Genomic DNA, 18,914 nt, shown 5'->3' with positions numbered 1-18,914 from the left:
GCACAAATATGCTTGAGGACAAGGACCGCATTTTCACCAACATCTACGGCCGCTTCGACAAGACGCTGGCCGGCGCGATGTCGCGTGGCGCCTGGGACGGCACGGCCGGCATCATCGAGAAGGGTCGTGACTGGATCATCAACGAGATGAAGGCGTCGGGCCTGCGCGGTCGCGGCGGCGCCGGCTTCCCGACCGGTCTCAAGTGGTCGTTCATGCCCAAGGCCAGCGACGGCCGTCCGTCCTACCTGGTCGTCAATGCCGACGAATCCGAGCCGGGCACCTGCAAGGACCGCGACATCCTGCGCAACGACCCGCACACGCTGGTCGAAGGCTGCCTGCTGGCGGGCTTCGCCATGGGTGCGGTCGCTGCCTACATCTACGTCCGTGGCGAGTTCATCCGCGAGCGCGAAGCGCTGCAGCGGGCGATCGACGAGGCTTATGAAGCCAAGCTGATCGGCAAGAACAACAAGAACGGCTACGACTTCGAGATCTACGTCCATCACGGCGCCGGCGCCTATATCTGCGGCGAAGAGACGGCACTGCTCGAAAGCCTGGAGGGCAAGAAGGGCCAGCCGCGTCTCAAGCCGCCGTTCCCTGCCAATGTCGGTCTCTATGGCTGCCCGACAACGGTCAACAACGTCGAATCGATTGCCGTTGCGCCGACCATCCTGCGTCGCGGCGCGGCTTGGTTCTCCGGCATCGGCCGTCCCAACAATGTCGGCACCAAGCTGTTCATGCTGGTCGGCCACGTCAACACGCCCTGCACGGTCGAAGAGGCCATGGGCATCACCTTCCGCGAACTGGTCGAAAAGCACGGCGGCGGCATCCGCGGTGGCTGGGACAACCTTCTGGCGGTGATCCCCGGCGGTGCCTCGTGCCCGGTGGTGAAGGCCGAGGACATCATCGACTGTCCGATGGACTTTGATGGCCTGCGCGAAAAGAAGTCGTCCTTCGGTACGGCTGCCGTGATCGTCATGGACAAGTCGACCGACATCGTGAAGGCGATCGCGCGTCTGAGCTACTTCTTCAAGCACGAGAGCTGCGGCCAGTGCACGCCGTGCCGCGAGGGCACCGGCTGGATGTGGCGCGTGATGGAGCGACTGGTGCGCGGCGAAGCGCACAAGCGCGAAATCGATATGCTGCTCGACGTCACCAAGCAGGTGGAAGGCCACACGATCTGCGCGCTGGGCGACGCGGCCGCATGGCCGATCCAGGGCCTGATCCGCAACTTCCGTCCGGAAATCGAGCGGCGCATCGACGAGTTCTCGCGCAATTCGCACCGCAGCGAGCCGGTGCTGGTGGCGGCCGAGTAACGGAAAATCAGAAAGTGCGGGCCTAAGGCCCGAAGCGAAACAGGAAACGACGAGGCAGAGGCGAACGGCGAAGGCGACAAGGAGCTTACCAATGTCGACATTTCCCATTCCCGAAGTTGCAGTGCCTGAGATGGAACGTTTGGAGCAGATGAACAGGGACTTCGTGGCGATGCTGCCGAAGGAGTTCGCCGGCACGGCGAACCTTTTGGTGCATCCTGCTGCGGGCGTCGCTGCTGCCTCTGCTCTTGGTGTCGGTTTGGCCAGCCATGCGCTCGGCGTGTGGATGGGGGCCATATCGGGCGCTTCCGAAGCCGCGCAGCGCATGTTCTCGCCGGATTTTGGCGATTTCGCCGGTGCTTCGCATGGTTCGGTGCGCGAGACGGCGGCGAAGAAGGCGGAGGCAACGACTGCCTCGCTGATCGCAGAAGTGAAGACGCTGGCCCTGAAGCTTGAAAAGGCCGGGCCGGCGAAGGCCGAAACGCAAGCGGCGAATGCCGCTGATGTTGCGGTTGTCGAGGTGCCTGTTGCTCTGCAGCCTGAAGACTTCAGGCGGCCGGCGTCTATCGAACGGCCGGAGGCGCCTGACGATCTGAAGGCGATTGCCGGCATCGGGCCCAAGCTCGAGCAGGTGCTCAACGGCCTCGGCGTCTGGACCTATGCCCAGGTTGCGGCCTGGACGGCGGAAGAGGTGGCCTGGACCGACGACTATCTCGGCTTCAAGGGCCGGATCGGCCGGGACGACTGGATAGGGCAGGCGGCAATGCTTGCGGGCGGCAAATAGGCTGCTTGAATTTTGGAATTCGGGGCGCAGCGCTTGCCGCGCCCCCAGCAGGACGAATGCGGATCATCCGCGGGATTTGAGGCGCTATGGCAAAGCTTAAGGTCGACGGGAAAGAGATTTCGGTACCCGACCACTATACGCTGCTGCAGGCGGCGGAAGAGGCGGGCGCGGAAGTGCCGCGCTTCTGCTTCCATGAGCGGCTGTCGATCGCCGGCAACTGCCGCATGTGCCTGGTCGAGGTGAAGGGCGGACCGCCCAAGCCGGCGGCATCCTGCGCCATGGGCGTGCGTGACCTGCGCCCCGGCCCGAATGGCGAGGCGCCGGAAATCTTCACCAACACGCCGATGGTCAAGAAGGCCCGCGAAGGCGTGATGGAGTTCCTGCTCATCAACCATCCGCTCGACTGCCCGATCTGCGATCAGGGCGGCGAGTGCGACCTGCAGGACCAGGCGATGGCCTTCGGCCTCGACGGTTCGCGCTACAAGGAAAACAAGCGCGCGGTCGAGGACAAGTATATCGGCCCGCTGGTCAAGACGATCATGACGCGCTGCATCCACTGCACGCGCTGCGTCCGTTTCACCACCGAGGTCGCCGGCATCTCCGAGCTCGGCCTGATCGGTCGCGGCGAGGACGCCGAGATCACCACCTATCTCGAACAGGCGATGACCTCCGAGCTGCAGGGCAACGTCATCGACCTGTGCCCGGTCGGCGCGCTGACCTCCAAGCCTTATGCTTTCCAGGCACGTCCGTGGGAGCTGACCAAGACCGAATCCATCGACGTGATGGACGCTGTCGGTTCGGCGATCCGCGTCGACAGCCGTGGCCGCGAAGTCATGCGCATCATGCCGCGCATCAACGAGGCGGTGAACGAGGAGTGGATCTCCGACAAGACCCGCTTCATCTGGGACGGCCTGCGCACCCAGCGCCTCGACCGCCCTTATGTGCGCCACAATGGCCGCCTTGCTCCGGCAACCTGGGCTGAAGCCTTCGCCGCCATCAAGGACGCCGTTTCGAAGACGTCGGCCGACCGCATCGGCGCCATCGCCGGCGATCTCGCCACCGTCGAAGAGATGTATGCGCTGAAGCAGCTGATCGCTTCGCTCGGCTCGAAGAACATCGACTGCCGCCAGGACGGTGCCGCGCTCGATCCGTCGCTCGGCCGCGCCAGCTACATCTTCAACCCGACCATCGAAGGCATCGAACAGGCCGACGCCATCCTGATCATCGGCTCCAACCCGCGCTTCGAGGCTTCGGTGCTCAATGCCCGCATCCGCAAGCGCTGGCGCGGCGGCGATGTGCCGGTTGCCGTGATCGGCGAGATCGGCGACACGCGCTATGCCTACGAACAGCTGGGCTCGGGCCCGGAGACGCTGAAGGATCTGGCCGACGGCAATGGCAAGTTCTTCTCGACGCTGAAAAAGGCCTCGCATCCGCTGATCATCATCGGCCAGGGCGCGCTCGCTCGCTCCGACGGTGCGGCCGTGCTCGGCCAGGCCGCCAAGCTGGCAGGCGCCGTCAAGGCTAGCCGTCCGGACTGGAACGGCTTTGCCGTTCTGCACACCGCCGCCGCCCGCGTCGGCGGCCTCGACGTCGGCTTCGTGCCGGGCGAGGGCGGCAAGAATGTTGCCGGCATGCTGGGCGAGACGGACGTGCTGTTCCTGCTCGGCGCCGACGAGATCGACATGTCCAAGGCAGGCGATGCCTTCGTGGTTTATGTCGGCACGCATGGCGATGCCGGCGCGCACCGCGCCAACGTCATCCTGCCGGCTGCCGCCTACACGGAGAAGTCGGGCACCTATGTGAACACCGAAGGTCGTGTCCAGATGACCGGCCGCGCCGGTTTCGCGCCGGGCGAGGCCAAGGAAGACTGGGCGATCCTGCGTGCGCTGTCCGACGTGCTCGGCCACAAGCTGCCGTTCGATTCGCTGCAGCAGCTGCGCGCCAAGCTCTATCAGGAGCTCCCGCATCTGGCCCGCATCGACGAGATCGATGCCGGCGACAATGACGAGATTGCCAGGGTCGCCAAGCTCGGTGGCCGGCTGAACAAGGGCGCCTTCACCTCAGCGGTGAAGGACTTCTATCTCACCAACCCGATCGCGCGCGCGTCGGCGGTGATGGCCGAATGTTCGGCATTGGCCAAAAACGGCTTCAAGCAGGCGGCGGAGTAAGGGCTGTCATGGATACCTTCTTCTCCTTCTACGTCCTGCCGGCGTTGATCATTCTCCTGAAGTCGGTCGTTCTGATCGTCGTTCTGCTGATCTTCGTCGCCTATATTCTCTACGCCGATCGCAAGATCTGGGCGGCGGTGCAGCTGCGCCGCGGTCCGAACGTGGTCGGTCCCTGGGGCCTGCTGCAGGCCTTTGCCGACCTTCTGAAGTTCGTCTTCAAGGAACCGGTGATCCCGTCAGGCGCCAACAAGGGCGTGTTCCTGCTGGCGCCGGTGGTTTCGGCTGTTCTGGCAATTGCCGCCTGGGCAGTGATCCCGGTCAGCGAAGGCTGGGCCATCGCCAACATCAATGTCGGCATTCTCTATGTCTTCGCCATCTCCTCGCTCGAGGTCTATGGCGTGATCATGGGTGGCTGGGCCTCGAACTCGAAATATCCGTTCCTCGGCGCGCTGCGCTCGGCGGCCCAGATGGTGTCTTACGAAGTCTCGATCGGCTTCGTCATCGTCTGCGTGCTGCTGACCGTCGGCTCGCTGAACCTGACCGACATCGTGCTGTCGCAGGGTGACGGCATCGGCACGCGCCTCGGCCTGCCGAACACCTTCCTCGACTGGAACTGGCTCGTGCTGTTCCCGATGTTCGTGATCTTCTTCATCTCGGCGCTGGCCGAAACGAACCGCCCGCCCTTCGACCTTGTCGAGGCCGAGTCGGAACTCGTCGCCGGTCACATGATCGAATATTCGTCGACGCCGTTCCTGCTGTTCTTCCTCGGCGAGTACGTGGCCATCGTCTTGATGTGCGCGCTGACGACGATCCTGTTCCTCGGCGGCTGGCTGCCACCCTTCGATTTCGCGCCCTTCACCTGGGTTCCCGGCGTGATCTGGTTCGTGCTCAAGGTCTGCATGGTGTTCTTCATGTTCGCCATGGTGAAGGCCTTCGTGCCGCGCTACCGCTACGACCAGCTGATGCGCCTGGGCTGGAAGGTGTTCCTGCCGATCTCGCTGGCGATGGTCGTGATCACCGCCGCCGTCCTCAAGCTTACCGGAGCCGCCTGATGTCAGCGCTCGCCCAAGCCGCCAAGTCGCTGCTCCTGAAGGAGTTCGTCGGCGCGTTCTTCCTGTCGATGCGCCAGTTCTTCGCGCCGAAGCCGACGCTGAACTACCCGCATGAGAAGGGTCCGGTCAGCCCGCGCTTCCGCGGCGAGCACGCCCTGCGCCGTTATCCCAACGGCGAAGAACGCTGCATCGCCTGCAAGCTGTGCGAGGCGATCTGCCCGGCGCAGGCCATCACCATCGAGGCCGGCCCGCGCCGCAACGACGGCACCCGCCGCACGGTGCGCTACGACATCGACATGGTGAAGTGCATCTATTGCGGCTTCTGCCAGGAGGCTTGCCCGGTCGACGCCATCGTCGAGGGGCCGAACTTCGAATTCGCGACGGAGACGCGCGAGGAGCTGTATTACGACAAGGACAAGCTGCTTGCGAACGGCGACCGGTGGGAGCGCGAGATCGCGCGCAACATCGCTATGGATTCGCCGTACCGCTAAGGCTTGAACAATGGACGGGCTCCGAAGGCTCGTCTAAGGAACGCGCGGCCAGCTCCGGAGGCGGAGCACGGACGTGAACAAGGGCAGGGCGCATGGCGCTGAGCCCGAAAGGAAACCCGGGGGAACCCATGCTCAACGGACTTGAAGCGGTATTTTTCTACCTCTTCGCCTTCATCGCGGTGGCGTCGGCCTTCATGGTCATCTCCGCCCGCAACCCGGTTCACTCGGTGCTCTACCTGATCCTGACGTTCTTCAACGCGGCGGGGCTGTTCCTTTTGACGGGTGCAGAGTTCCTGGCGATGATCCTGCTCGTCGTTTATGTCGGCGCGGTGGCGGTGCTGTTCCTGTTCGTCGTCATGATGCTCGACGTCGACTTTGCCGAACTCAAGTCGGGCGCGCTGCAATATGCGCCGATCGGCGCGCTGGTCGGTCTGATCCTGGCTGCCGAGCTGATCGTCGTCACCGGCGGTTACGCGCTTGCGCCGAAGCTCGCGACTTCGGTCGCCCAGCCGACGCCCGACATCGCCACGCGCCACAACACGGCAGCGCTCGGCGACATCCTGTACACGGACTACATCTACTTCTTCCAGATCGCCGGCCTGGTGCTGCTGGTCGCGATGATCGGCGCGATCGTGCTGACGCTGCGCCACAAGCCGAACGTCAAGCGCCAGAGCATCCCGGCTCAGGTCGCCCGCACGCCGGCCACCGCGATCGAGGTCAAGAAGGTCGAGACGGGCAAGGGAATCTGACCATGGTTGTCGGTATCGCGCATTATCTGACGCTTTCGGCGGTCCTGTTCACGCTCGGCGTGTTCGGCATCTTCCTGAACCGCAAGAACGTCATCGTCATCCTGATGTCGGTCGAGCTCATCCTGCTCGCGGTCAATATCAACTTCGTGGCGTTCTCGGCCCATCTCGGCGACCTCGTCGGGCAGGTGTTTGCCCTCTTCGTGCTTACGGTTGCTGCTGCCGAGGCGGCGATCGGTCTTGCCATTCTGGTCGTATTCTTCCGCAACCGCGGCTCCATCGCGGTCGAAGACGTGAACATGATGAAGGGCTGACGGGACAAAAATGTATCAGGCAATCGTCTTCCTTCCGCTTCTCGGCTTCCTGATCGCCGGCCTGTTCGGCCGCTCGATCGGAGCGAAGGCATCCGAGTACATCACATCGGGCTTCCTGGTGGTGTCGGCCGTCCTGTCCTGGGTGGCCTTCATCACGGTCGGCCTCGGCGACGTCGAGCCGTTCACGGTTCCGGTTCTGCGCTTCCTCGACGTGGGTGCGCTGCAGGCCGACTGGGCGCTGCGCATCGACACGCTGACCGTCGTCATGCTGGTGGTGGTCAATACCGTCTCGGCGCTGGTCCACATCTACTCGATCGGCTACATGCATCACGACCCGCATCGGCCTCGCTTCTTTGCCTATCTGTCGCTGTTCACCTTCGCCATGCTGATGCTGGTGACGTCGGACAATCTCGTCCAGATGTTCTTCGGCTGGGAAGGCGTGGGCCTGGCGTCCTATCTGCTGATCGGTTTCTGGTACAAGAAGCCGTCGGCCAATGCCGCCGCCATCAAGGCCTTCGTGGTCAACCGCGTCGGCGACTTCGGTTTCCTGCTCGGCATCTTCGGCATCTTCGTGCTGTTCGGCTCGGTCAATTTCAGCACCATCTTCGCCAATGCCGCATCCTACCTTCCGGCTGAAGGCGCCGAACAGGGCGCGGCCGTGCTCAACTTCCTCGGCTACTCGCTCGACAAGCACGGCGCACTGACGGTTGTCTGCCTCCTGCTGTTCATGGGCGCCATGGGCAAGTCGGCGCAGGTGCCGCTGCACACCTGGCTGCCGGACGCCATGGAAGGCCCGACGCCCGTGTCGGCCCTGATCCACGCCGCGACCATGGTCACCGCCGGCGTGTTCATGCTGGCCCGCCTGTCGCCCGTGTTCGAGCTGTCGCATTCGGCGCTGACTGTCGTCACCTTCATCGGTGCACTGACCGCCTTCTTCGCGGCAACCGTCGGCCTGGTGCAGAACGACATCAAGCGCGTCATCGCTTATTCGACCTGCTCGCAGCTCGGCTACATGTTCGTGGCTCTCGGCATGGGCTTCTATTCTGCCGCCATCTTCCACCTGTTCACGCACGCCTTCTTCAAGGCGCTGCTGTTCCTGGGATCCGGCTCGGTGATCCATGCCGTCTCCGACGAGCAGGACATGCGCAAGATGGGCGGCCTGCGCAAGCTGATCCCGACCACCTACTGGATGATGGTCATCGGCACGCTGGCGCTGACCGGCGTCGGCATCCCCGCGACGATCATCGGCACGGCGGGCTTCTTCTCCAAGGATGCCATCATCGAAGGCGCGTTTGTCGGCCACAATGCGGTCGCCGGCTTTGCCTTCGCCGCTCTGGTCGTCGCTGCCTGCTTCACCAGCTTCTACTCCTGGCGCCTGATTTTCATGACCTTCCACGGTCAGCCGCGCGCCACTGCCGACGTCATGCACCATGTGCATGAATCGCCGCCCGTCATGCTGGTGCCGCTGTTCATCCTGGCTGTCGGTGCGCTGCTCGCAGGCGTCGTCTTCCACGACTACTTCATCGGCGAGGCCTATGCCGAGTTCTGGAAGGGCGCGATCTTCACGCTCGACACCAACCACATCCTGCACGACTTCCACGGCGTGCCGATGTGGGTGAAGCTCGCACCGTTCGCGGCGATGATCGGCGGGTTCGCCATGGCCTACCTGTTCTACATCCGCTCGCCCGAGATGCCGAAGACGCTGGCCCAGCGTCATCGCGGGCTCTACGCCTTCCTGTTGAACAAGTGGTACTTCGACGAGCTGTACGACTTCCTCTTCGTGCGTCCCGCCAAGTGGCTCGGCCGCTTCCTGTGGAAGAAGGGTGACGGTTGGCTGATCGACGGCTTCGGTGCCGATGGCGTGTCGGCCCGCGTGGTCGACATCACCAACCGCGTCGTCAAGCTGCAGACCGGTTACCTCTACCATTACGCGTTCGCCATGCTGATCGGCGTGGCCGCGCTCGTGACCTGGATGATGCTCGGGAGCTCCTTCTAATGTCCGGTGTTCCCATTCTTTCGCTGGTCACCTTTCTGCCGCTGGTCGGTGCGTTCTTCATCCTTCTGATCAGGGATGACGGCGAGGCTGCACGCCGCAACATTCGCAACGTCGCGCTCTGGACGACGGTGTTCACCTTTGCGGTGTCGCTGCTGATCTGGATCAACTTCGACGCCACGGAAGCCGGCTTCCAGTTCGTCGAGAAGTTTGCCTGGCTCGACTCCGGCATTTCCTATCATATGGGCGTCGACGGCATTTCGATGCTGTTCGTCATCCTGACGACGTTCCTGATGCCGCTCTGCATCCTGGCCAGCTGGGAGTCTGTGGAGAAGCGCGTCAAGGAATACATGATCGCGTTCCTGATCCTGGAAACGCTGATGATCGGCGTGTTCTGCGCGCTTGATATCGTGCTGTTCTACGTCTTCTTCGAAGCCGGCCTGATCCCGATGTTCATCATCATCGGCGTCTGGGGCGGCAAGCGCCGCGTCTATGCCAGCTTCAAGTTCTTCCTCTACACGCTGCTCGGCTCGGTGCTGATGCTGCTCGCCATAATGGCGATGTTCTGGCAGGCTGGCACGACCGACATCCCGACGCTGTTGACGCACGAGTTCCCGGCCAACATGCAGACATGGCTATGGCTGGCCTTCTTCGCCTCGTTTGCGGTGAAGATGCCGATGTGGCCTGTGCATACCTGGTTGCCCGACGCGCACGTCGAGGCGCCGACGGCAGGCTCGGTCATCCTGGCAGGCATCCTCTTGAAGATGGGCGGTTACGGCTTCCTGCGCTTCTCGCTGCCGATGTTCCCGCTGGCGTCCGAGTTCTTCGCACCGCTGGTCTTTGCGCTGTCGGTCGTCGCCATCGTCTACACCTCCCTGGTGGCGCTGATGCAGGAGGACATGAAGAAGCTGATCGCCTATTCGTCGGTCGCCCATATGGGTTACGTGACCATGGGCATCTTTGCCATGAACGAGACCGGCGTGCAGGGCGCGATCTTCCAGATGCTCAGCCACGGCCTGGTTTCGGGCGCGCTGTTCCTCTGCGTCGGCGTGGTCTACGACCGCATGCATACCCGCGAGATCGCGGCTTATGGCGGCCTGGTCAACAACATGCCGAAATATGCCGTAGCCTTCCTGATCTTCACCATGGCCAATGTCGGTCTGCCCGGCACCTCCGGCTTCATCGGCGAGTTCCTGACGCTGTTCGGCATCTTCCAGGTCAACACCTGGGTGGCGCTGATCGCGGCGACCGGCGTGATCCTGTCGGCTGCCTACGCGCTTTGGCTCTATCGCCGTGTCGTGTTCGGCGCGCTGACCAAGGAAAGCCTCAAGGGCCTGTTCGACCTGTCAGGTCGTGAGAAGGCCGTGATCTATCCGTTGATCGTGCTGGTGATCTTCTATGGCGTGTACCCGACGCCGGTCTTCAATGTGACGACCGCATCGGTGAAGGCGCTGATCAACAACGTAACCGTATCGATCGACGCCGCGCAGACCGCGGCGGCGAACTGACAGGGGTTTTGCGAACCATGACGCCCGAACTCCTTTCGAGCCTTTCCCTGGTCATGCCGGAGCTGGTCGTGGCCGTCGGCGCGCTTGCGCTGCTGATGGTCGGTGTCTTCTCCGGAGAACGGGCCAACTCGACCGTGACCGGCCTGGCGGTTGCCCTGCTGATCGCCGCCGGCGCCTGGATGTTCGTGTTCGGTCACGACGGCCAGGGCTTCGGCACGGCCTTCGTGTCAGATCCGTTCGCCCGCTTCATGAAGCTTCTGACGCTGCTCGGCTCGGTCGTGACGCTGATCATGTCGGTCGGCTTTGCCAAGGCCGAGAAGTTCGACAAGTTCGAATATCCGGTGCTCGTCATGCTGGCGACGCTCGGCATGCTCTTGATGATCTCGGCCAACGACATGCTGGCGCTTTATCTCGGCCTCGAGCTGCAGTCGCTGGCGCTCTATGTCATCGCCGCGATCAATCGCGAAAACGTGCGCTCGACCGAAGCCGGCCTCAAGTACTTCGTGCTCGGCGCGCTGTCCTCGGGCATGCTGCTCTACGGCATCAGCCTGGTCTACGGCTACACCGGCCACACCTCGTTCGAGGCCATCGCCTCGGCGCTTTCGGGTGGCGAGCGCCAGCTCGGCCTCGTGTTCGGTCTGGTCTTCGTGCTGGCCGGCCTGTGTTTCAAGATTTCGGCCGTGCCGTTCCACATGTGGACGCCCGACGTCTATGAAGGCGCACCGACGCCGGTGACGGCGTTCTTCGCCGCGGCCCCCAAGATGGCGGCCATGGCGCTGATCGTCCGCGTCACCATGGGTGCTTTCGAGCCGATCGGTCTCGACTGGCAGCAGATTATCGTCTTCATCTCGATTGCCTCGATGGTGCTGGGCGCCTTCGCCGCGATCGGGCAGAAGAACATCAAGCGCCTGATGGCCTATTCGTCGATCGGCCACATGGGCTACGCGCTGGTCGGCCTTGCCGCCAACAGCGAAGCCGGCGTGCGCGGCGTGGTCATCTACATGCTGATCTATCTGGTGATGACGCTCGGCACCTTCGCCTTCATCCTGGCCATGCGCCGCAAGGACGGCAATGTCGAACAGATCTCCGATCTCGCCGGCCTGTCCAACACAAACCCGATGATGGCAACCGTCCTCACCATCCTGATGTTCTCGCTGGCCGGCATTCCGCCGCTCGCGGGGTTCTGGGGAAAGTGGTACGTCTTCCTCGCTGCCATCAACGCCAATCTCTACGCGCTCGCCGTGATCGGCGTGCTGGCTTCCGTGGTCGGCGCCTACTACTACCTGCGCATCATCAAGATCATGTGGTTCGATGAGCCGGTCGGCGGCTTCCAGCCGATGGCAGGCGAGCTGCGCCTCGTGCTCGGTCTTTCCGGCGTGTTCGTGCTGTTCTACGTGCTGATCGGCGGCCCCGTGGGTGAGATGGCGTCGGCTGCGGCGAAGACCTTCTTCTGACGGCATGGGATTCCAGCTCGCACCGACAGCCACCGCCGACGGTTTCCGCCTCGAAGCCCATGAGACAGTGGGCTCGACAAATGCCTTGGCGCTGGAGCGGGCACTTGCCGGTGACCCGGGCAAGCTCTGGGTCGTCTCGAAGAAGCAGGAAAGCGGGCGTGGCCGCCGTGGCCGCGCCTGGTCGACGCCGGAAGGAAACCTGGCGGCGACGCTGCTCAAGGTTCTCGACCGCGACCTCCATCATGCCGCTACGCTCGGCTTCGTCGCCGGCCTTGCCCTTGCGGACGCGCTCGATGCCGTTGCACCCAATGCGCGCTTTTCCGTAGGGGTCGACGGCGGCAACGGCAAGGGCGTCAAGCGCTTCGAGCTGAAATGGCCTAACGACGTGCTGGCCGCTGGCGCCAAGATGGCCGGCATCCTGCTCGAATCGACGCTGTTGTCGCCGGGTCGCCTTGCGATCGCCATAGGCATCGGCGTCAATGTCGTGGCCCATCCTGATGACGTGCCTTATCCGGCAACCTCGCTGGCCAATCTTGGCGCCGACGCCGACGCCGAGACGTTGTTTCTGGCGCTGTCGGACGCATGGAGCGAGAACGAGCGCCTGTGGGCCGGCGGCCGCGGCCTGGCGGCCATCCGGGAAAAATGGCTGACACGTGCAGCCGGATTGGGCAGCGAAGTGGCTGTACGGGTCGAGGGAAATGTCGTGCGCGGCACTTTCGAGACCATCGACGAGGATTGCCGCTTCGTCATTCGTGACGCTAATGGTGAAACGGTGAAGATCGCCGCCGGCGACGTGCATTTCGGCGCGGTCGCTTCGGCTGGCTCGGCCTGACGGGCCCGAAAGGAAATCTGGTATGGCGAAAGCGGGAAACGCTGAACTCGTATTCGTGCCGCTCGGCGGTGTCGGCGAGATCGGCATGAACTTCGCTCTCTATGGCTTCGGACCGGCCGACGCGCGCGAGTGGATCGTGATCGATGTCGGCGTGACATTTCCCGATGCCAGCCTGCCGGGTGTGGATCTGGTGCTGCCCGACTCCCGCTTCATCGAGGAGGAGCTCAAGAACCTCCGCGGCATCGTCATCACGCATGCGCACGAAGACCACTATGGCGCGCTGCACGACATCTGGCCGCGCCTGAAGGCACCGGTGTGGATGACGCCGTTTGCCGCCGGCCTGCTGGAGGCCAAGCGTCAGTCGGAGCAGGGCGCGCCGAAAATCCCCGTCACCGTCTATCGCGGCGGCGAGAAATTCACCATCGGGCCGTTCGAGATCGAAGCGATTCCGGTCACCCACTCGATTCCCGAGCCGATGTCGCTGGCGATCACCACGCCCGCCGGCACCGTGATCCATACCGGCGACTGGAAGATCGATCCCGCGCCCGAGATCGGTCCGATGACCGACGAGGCACGCTTCCGCGCCTATGGCGACAAGGGCGTTCTGGCACTCGTCTGCGATTCGACCAATGCAATGCGCGAGGGCGATTCTCCGTCCGAGCAGCAGGTCGGGCAGGGGCTGCGGGAAGTGATCGAGCAGGCCAAGGGCCGCGTTGCGGTCACCACCTTCTCGTCCAATGTCGGACGTATCCGTTCGATCGCCGAGGCTGCGCGCGACGCCGGCCGCCAGGTGCTGGTCATGGGCCGTTCTCTGAAGCGCGTCATCGATGTGTCGACGGAACTCGGCTACATGGACGGGCTGCCTGACTTCGTCTCCGAAGACGACTACGGCTACATTCCGCGTGAAAATCTCGTGGTCATCTGCACCGGCAGCCAGGGCGAGCCGCGCGCCGCACTCGCCAAGCTTGCCCGCGACGAGATGAAAACGGTTGCACTTTCGCCAGGCGACACCGTCGTGTTCTCTTCGCGCACCATTCCCGGCAACGAGAAGGCGATCCTGGAGATCAAGAACCTGCTCATCGACCAGGGCATGAAGATCATCGAAGACGGCGATGCGCTGGTCCACGTCTCCGGCCACCCGCGCCGCAGCGAACTCAAGCGCATGTATGAGTGGGTGCGCCCGCGCATCGGCGTGCCTGTTCATGGCGAGGCGGCGCATCTGGTGGCGCAGGGGTCGCTGATGTCGATGTCGGGCATTCCCGAGGTGGCGCAGATTCGCGACGGCGACATGCTGAGGCTGTGGCCGGGCGCTGCCGAGATCATCGACCAGGTGCCGTTCGGCCGCGTCTTCAAGGATGGCAAGCTCGTCGGCTCCGACGAAGCCATGGGCATCCGCGAGCGCCGCAAGCTGTCCTTTGCCGGCCATGTCGCGGTCAATGTCGTTCTCGACGACAAATACGAGCTTTCGGGCGACCCCGACCTGGTGGCCATCGGCGTTGCCGAGGCTGATGCCAGCGGAGAAGCACTCGATGAATTGATGCTCGATGCGGCAATAGGCGCCGTGGACTCCATACCCCGTGCGCGCCGAAAAGACCTGGACCTGGTTCAGGAGGCGGTGCGTCGCGCGGTGCGTGGTGCTGCCAACGAAGCCTGGGGCAAGAAACCGCTGGTGACCGTGTTCGTCACCAGATGAGCGAATGGGAAGTCGCGAATAGCGAGTAGCGAATAGAGCGATTTTAGGATCGTCTCTTTCGGCGCTCTATTCGCTACCCACTATTCGCTATTCGCTAGGAAGAACAAATGCTCGGACGTCTCAATCACGTCGCCATCGCGGTGCCGGACCTGGCTGCGGCGAGTGCGGTCTATCGCAATACGCTCGGCGCCACGGTGACCGAGCCGCAGGCGCTGCCCGAGCATGGCGTGACCGTCGTCTTCATCGACGTCGGCAACACCAAGATCGAGCTGCTCGAGCCGTTGGGCGAGGGCTCGCCCATCGCGGCCTTCCTCGAGAAGAACGCATCGGGCGGCATGCACCATGTCTGCTACGAGGTCGACGACATCCTGGCTGCGCGCGACCATCTCAAGGCGTCGGGCGCCCGTGTGCTCGGCGACGGCAATCCGAAGATCGGTGCCCATGGCAAGCCGGTGCTGTTCCTGCATCCCAAGGACTTCCAGGGCACGCTCGTGGAGCTCGAACAGGCATGACCTGGATTTCAATCATTGCCATGTATTTCGTCTTCTGGTGGCTGACCTTGTTCGCCATCCTGCCTTTCGGCGTGAAGACGCAGGACGATGACAACAACGTCGTGCCGGGCACAGAGGCGAGTGCGCCGCGTGGCCCGCACATGCTGCGCGCGATGTTCTGGACGACGATCGTCACGGCCGTGCTGATGGGCGCCTTCTATGGCGTAACCCGTGGCCTCGGCTACAGCATCAACGACATTCCGCTGATGCTGCCGAAGATCGACTGATCTGAAAGCCTGAATGGGGCCAGAGCTTCTCATCCGTTGGGTGAGAAGCCGATCAAAACACATTGATCGCGTGTGATTTTGAGTGAGCTTGGGCCAAAAAAAATGCAAGGCACGAAGCCTTGCAATTAAACGCGTCCGATCTGCTTTCCGTCATCCGGCGGCAGCGAGTTATCGCGCCTAGATCGCATCCTCCCAAGACTTTGACCGCGTAGGAGAGCGGATTTGTGCTCCGCCCTCTCGGTTATCAAGGCACATTAGACTAAGCCGAAATGAATTGTCACGCGGAATTTTGCTTCGAGATGAGCAATCCTGTGCTGCATTGCACAAAACATGGGCAGTCGTTGCTAGTCTAACAATCAGGGCATTCTGACGCTGCCGCCAAACAAGCGCGCGGGTTTCCAATTGGCCATGAAATGGCTATGAAGCGCGTTCAAGCAAGCCTCATCAATTTGCCGATTCCGGCATCATCGTTTTCATGGAACATTCGATGCGTCTGTCGCGCTATTTTCTGCCCATCCTGAAAGAAAATCCCCGCGAGGCGGAAATCGTTTCGCATCGGCTCATGCTGCGGGCCGGAATGATCAGGCAGCAGGGGCAGGGCAGCTTCTCGTGGCTGCCGCTGGGCAAGCGCGTGCTGGACAAGATCTGCCGCATCGTACGTGAAGAGCAGGACCGGGCAGGCGCGCTGGAAATCCTGATGCCGACCATTCAGTCGGCCGATCTGTGGCGCGAAAGCGGTCGCTATGACGACTACGGCAAGGAGATGCTGCGCATCAAGGACCGCAACGAGCGCGACATGCTGTTCGGCCCGACCAACGAAGAGATGGTGACGGAAATCTTCCGCTCCTACGTCAAGTCCTACAAGGATCTGCCACTCAACCTCTACCATATCCAGTGGAAGTTCCGCGACGAGATGCGTCCGCGCTTCGGCGTCATGCGCAGCCGCGAATTCCTGATGAAGGACGCCTATTCGTTCGACCTCGACTACGAGGGCGCGAAGGCTGCCTACAACCGCATGTTCGTGTCGTATCTGCGCACCTTCACGCGCATGGGCCTGCAGGCGATCCCGATGCGCGCCGACACCGGTCCCATCGGCGGCGATCTCAGCCACGAATTCATCATCCTGGCTGAAACCGGCGAAAGCCAGGTGTTCTGCCATCGCGACTTCCTCGAACTGCCGGTGCCGGGCGCCGATACCGATTTCGGTAATGACGGCGAGATCGGCGGCATCGTCCAGCAGTGGACGACGCCATACGCTGCGACCGAAGAGATGCACGACGAGGCGGCCTGGGCCGCCGTGCCGGAAGCAGACAAGGTGTCGGCGCGCGGCATCGAGGTCGGCCACATCTTCCACTTCGGCGAAAAGTACTCCAAGCCGATGAACGCCAAGGTGACCGGTCCCGACGGCAAGGAGCATTTCGTGTCGATGGGCTCCTACGGCATCGGCCCGAGCCGCCTGATCGCTGCGATCATCGAGGCGAGCCATGACGAAAATGGCATCATCTGGCCGGAGGCGGTGGCGCCGTTCGACATCGGCCTGATCAACATGAAGGTCGGCGACGCCGATTGCGACCGCATCTGCGGCGAGCTCTACGGGGCCTTCGAGGCTGCCGGCAAGGACGTGCTCTACGACGACACCGACCAGCGCGCCGGCGGCAAGTTCGCCACCGCCGACCTGATCGGCCTGCCGTGGCAGGTGATCGTCGGTCCGCGCGGTGCTGTGGCCGGCGAAGTCGAGATCAAGAACCGCAAGACCGGCGAGCGCGTGACGCTGCCGGTGGCGGAGGCTCTGGCCAAGCTGGGCGCCAAGGCATGAACCAAGCGGCGGCGGCGGCAAAACCGGCCGGAGCAGGGCCGTTCTCTGTCTTCGAACGCATGGTGGCCTGGCGCTACCTGCGGGCGAAGCGCAAAGAAACGGTGATCTCGGTAATCGCCTCGATCTCCTTCCTCGGCATCATGCTGGGGGTTGCGACCCTGATCGTGGTCATGGCCGTGATGAACGGTTTCCGTGCCGAGCTTCTGACCCGCATTCTCGGCGTCAACGGCCATCTGATCGTGACGCCGATCGACACGCCGCTCGAGGACTATGCCGCCGTCGCCGACCGCATCAACGGCGTTGCCGGTGTCAAATATGCAATCCCGCTGGTCGAGGGCCAGGTGCTCGCGCAGGGCAATATCGGCTCGGGTACGGGCGCGCTGGTGCGCGGCATCAGGGGCAGCGATCTCGGCAAGGTCACGCTTGTCGCCAACAACATCAAGCAGGGCTCCATCGTCAATTTCGACACCACCGACGGCGTCGTCATCGGCCGGCGCATGGCCGAAAACATGGGGCTGGTTCTGGGCGACAGCATCCGGCTGATCTCACCTGACGGCGATGTCACGCCGATGGGCACGACGCCGCGGGCCAAGGCCTATCCGATCACCGGCATCTTCGAGGTCGGCATGTCCGAATATGACAGCTCGATCGTGTTCATGCCGCTCAACGAGGCGCAGCTCTATTTCAATTCCGAGGGCAAGGTCGGCTCGATTGAGATCTATGTCGACAACCCTGACAATGTCGATGCGCTCAAGACCAAGGTGGAGGAGGCGGCGCAGCGGCCGATCTTCCTGACCGACTGGCGTCAGCGTAACCAGACCTTCTTCTCGGCTCTGCAGGTCGAGCGCAACGTCATGTTCATGATCCTGACGCTGATCGTGCTGGTGGCGGCCCTCAACATCATCTCCGGCCTGATCATGCTGGTGAAGGACAAGGGCCATGACATCGCGATCCTGAGGACCATGGGCGCGACACGCGGCGCCGTCATGCGCATCTTCCTGATGACGGGTGCCGCCATCGGAATGACCGGCACGCTGGCGGGCGTGCTGCTCGGCGTGGTGATCTGCCTCAATGTCGAGCGCATAAGGCAGTTCTTCTCGTGGCTGTCGGGTACGGTGCTGTTCAATCCCGAGCTCTATTTCCTCAGCCAGCTGCCGGCCAAGATGGACATGGGCGAGACGATATCGGTGGTGGCGATGGCGCTCGTGCTGTCGTTCCTGGCGACCCTGTTTCCAGCCTGGCGCGCTGCCAAGCTCGATCCGGTCGAAGCGTTGAGGTACGAGTGATGGCCACCGCCGTTATCGAGCTCAAGGGCGTCGAACGCCATTACGAGCAGGGATCGCGCAAGCTGACGATCCTCAACGACGCCAATTTTTCGCTGCAGGCAGGCGAGATGGTGGCACTGGTTGCGCCGTCGGGCACAGGCAAGTCCACCCTGCTGCACACGGCCGGCCTGCTGGAACGGCCTGATGTCGGCGAGGTCATCATCACCGGGCGCGCCTGCGGCCGCCTGTCGGACGACCAGCGCACGGCCATCCGCCGCAACGACATCGGCTTCGTCTACCAGTTCCACCACCTCCTGCCGGAGTTCTCGGCGCTGGAGAACGTGATGATGCCGCAGCTGGTGAAGGGGCTCAAACCTTCCGACGCCAGCGAGCGGGCGGGCCAGTTGCTCGACTACATGAAGATCGGCAAGCGGGCCCAGCACCGGCCTTCTGAACTGTCCGGCGGCGAACAGCAGCGCGTGGCGATCGCCCGAGCTGTCGCCAACGGACCGGCATTGCTGCTTGCCGACGAGCCGACAGGCAATCTCGATCCGGTCACGGCGGGCTATGTGTTCGACGCACTGTCGGCGCTTGTGCGGCAGTCGGGGCTGGCGGCGCTGATTGCCACCCACAATCATGAACTGGCCTCGCGCATGGACCGTCGCGTGACCCTGTCTGACGGCAAGGTCGTTCCGCTGCGTTGATCTCTT

At 63.2% G+C, this 18,914-nt stretch carries 17 protein-coding genes; all 17 read left to right on the top strand.

Annotated features, from left to right (window positions below; all coding sequences use genetic code 11):
- The first annotated feature begins 8 nt into the window (after positions 1-8).
- The 17 genes from nuoF to B015_RS0114540 all read left to right on the top strand — a co-directional run bounded on the left by nuoF (position 9) and on the right by B015_RS0114540 (position 18,908).
- Entirely contained in the window at positions 9-1,313 is a 1,305-nt protein-coding gene (nuoF, locus tag B015_RS0114620) for an NADH-quinone oxidoreductase subunit NuoF (protein ID WP_018428456.1), read from the top strand.
- A gap of 91 nt (positions 1,314-1,404) precedes the next feature.
- Positions 1,405-2,094, top strand: coding sequence for an NADH-ubiquinone dehydrogenase (locus B015_RS0114615; RefSeq protein WP_026227290.1), 690 nt, complete (start codon positions 1,405-1,407; stop codon positions 2,092-2,094).
- An 86-nt stretch (positions 2,095-2,180) separates the two neighbouring features.
- A complete protein-coding gene (gene nuoG / locus B015_RS0114610; protein ID WP_018428454.1) occupies positions 2,181-4,262 on the top strand; it encodes an NADH-quinone oxidoreductase subunit NuoG in 2,082 nt (693 codons plus the stop codon).
- An 8-nt stretch (positions 4,263-4,270) separates the two neighbouring features.
- Entirely contained in the window at positions 4,271-5,314 is a 1,044-nt protein-coding gene (gene nuoH, locus B015_RS0114605) for an NADH-quinone oxidoreductase subunit NuoH (protein WP_018428453.1), read from the top strand.
- Positions 5,314-5,805: an NADH-quinone oxidoreductase subunit NuoI gene (gene nuoI, locus B015_RS0114600; protein WP_018428452.1), complete on the top strand. Its 492-nt coding sequence runs from the start codon at positions 5,314-5,316 to the stop codon at positions 5,803-5,805. The genes nuoH and nuoI overlap by 1 nt, the downstream gene beginning before the upstream one ends.
- A 128-nt stretch (positions 5,806-5,933) precedes the next feature.
- Positions 5,934-6,554: an NADH-quinone oxidoreductase subunit J gene (locus B015_RS0114595; RefSeq protein ID WP_018428451.1), complete on the top strand. Its 621-nt coding sequence runs from the start codon at positions 5,934-5,936 to the stop codon at positions 6,552-6,554.
- Between the two features lie 2 nt (positions 6,555-6,556).
- Complete coding sequence (nuoK, locus tag B015_RS0114590; protein WP_018428450.1) at positions 6,557-6,865, top strand: NADH-quinone oxidoreductase subunit NuoK; 309 nt, start codon at positions 6,557-6,559, stop codon at positions 6,863-6,865.
- Positions 6,866-6,875: 10 nt separating this feature from the next.
- A complete protein-coding gene (nuoL, locus tag B015_RS0114585; protein WP_018428449.1) occupies positions 6,876-8,861 on the top strand; it encodes an NADH-quinone oxidoreductase subunit L in 1,986 nt (661 codons plus the stop codon).
- A complete protein-coding gene (locus tag B015_RS0114580; RefSeq protein ID WP_018428448.1) occupies positions 8,861-10,366 on the top strand; it encodes an NADH-quinone oxidoreductase subunit M in 1,506 nt (501 codons plus the stop codon). The genes nuoL and B015_RS0114580 overlap by 1 nt, the downstream gene beginning before the upstream one ends.
- 17 nt (positions 10,367-10,383) lie before the next feature.
- Entirely contained in the window at positions 10,384-11,820 is a 1,437-nt protein-coding gene (nuoN, locus tag B015_RS0114575; RefSeq protein ID WP_018428447.1) for an NADH-quinone oxidoreductase subunit NuoN, read from the top strand.
- A gap of 4 nt (positions 11,821-11,824) precedes the next feature.
- A complete protein-coding gene (locus tag B015_RS0114570) occupies positions 11,825-12,652 on the top strand; it encodes a biotin--[acetyl-CoA-carboxylase] ligase (protein WP_018428446.1) in 828 nt (275 codons plus the stop codon).
- Positions 12,653-12,674: 22 nt separating this feature from the next.
- A complete protein-coding gene (locus B015_RS0114565; RefSeq protein ID WP_018428445.1) occupies positions 12,675-14,345 on the top strand; it encodes a ribonuclease J in 1,671 nt (556 codons plus the stop codon).
- 107 nt (positions 14,346-14,452) lie between these two features.
- Positions 14,453-14,857, top strand: a complete 405-nt coding sequence (mce, locus tag B015_RS0114560; protein ID WP_018428444.1) for a methylmalonyl-CoA epimerase — start codon at positions 14,453-14,455, stop codon at positions 14,855-14,857.
- Positions 14,854-15,123, top strand: a complete 270-nt coding sequence (locus tag B015_RS0114555) for a DUF1467 family protein (protein WP_018428443.1) — start codon at positions 14,854-14,856, stop codon at positions 15,121-15,123. The genes mce and B015_RS0114555 overlap by 4 nt, the downstream gene beginning before the upstream one ends.
- A 487-nt stretch (positions 15,124-15,610) precedes the next feature.
- Positions 15,611-16,939, top strand: coding sequence for a proline--tRNA ligase (gene proS / locus B015_RS0114550; protein ID WP_026227289.1), 1,329 nt, complete (start codon positions 15,611-15,613; stop codon positions 16,937-16,939).
- Positions 16,936-18,225: a lipoprotein-releasing ABC transporter permease subunit gene (locus tag B015_RS0114545; RefSeq protein ID WP_018428441.1), complete on the top strand. Its 1,290-nt coding sequence runs from the start codon at positions 16,936-16,938 to the stop codon at positions 18,223-18,225. Before proS ends, B015_RS0114545 begins: the two co-directional genes overlap by 4 nt.
- Positions 18,225-18,908, top strand: a complete 684-nt coding sequence (locus tag B015_RS0114540) for an ABC transporter ATP-binding protein (protein WP_018428440.1) — start codon at positions 18,225-18,227, stop codon at positions 18,906-18,908. The genes B015_RS0114545 and B015_RS0114540 overlap by 1 nt, the downstream gene beginning before the upstream one ends.
- The last annotated feature ends 6 nt before the right edge of the window (positions 18,909-18,914 follow it).

Source organism: Hoeflea sp. 108 (assembly GCF_000372965.1).
Lineage (GTDB): Bacteria > Pseudomonadota > Alphaproteobacteria > Rhizobiales > Rhizobiaceae > Aminobacter.
This window is presented reverse-complemented; position numbering and strand designations above follow the sequence as displayed.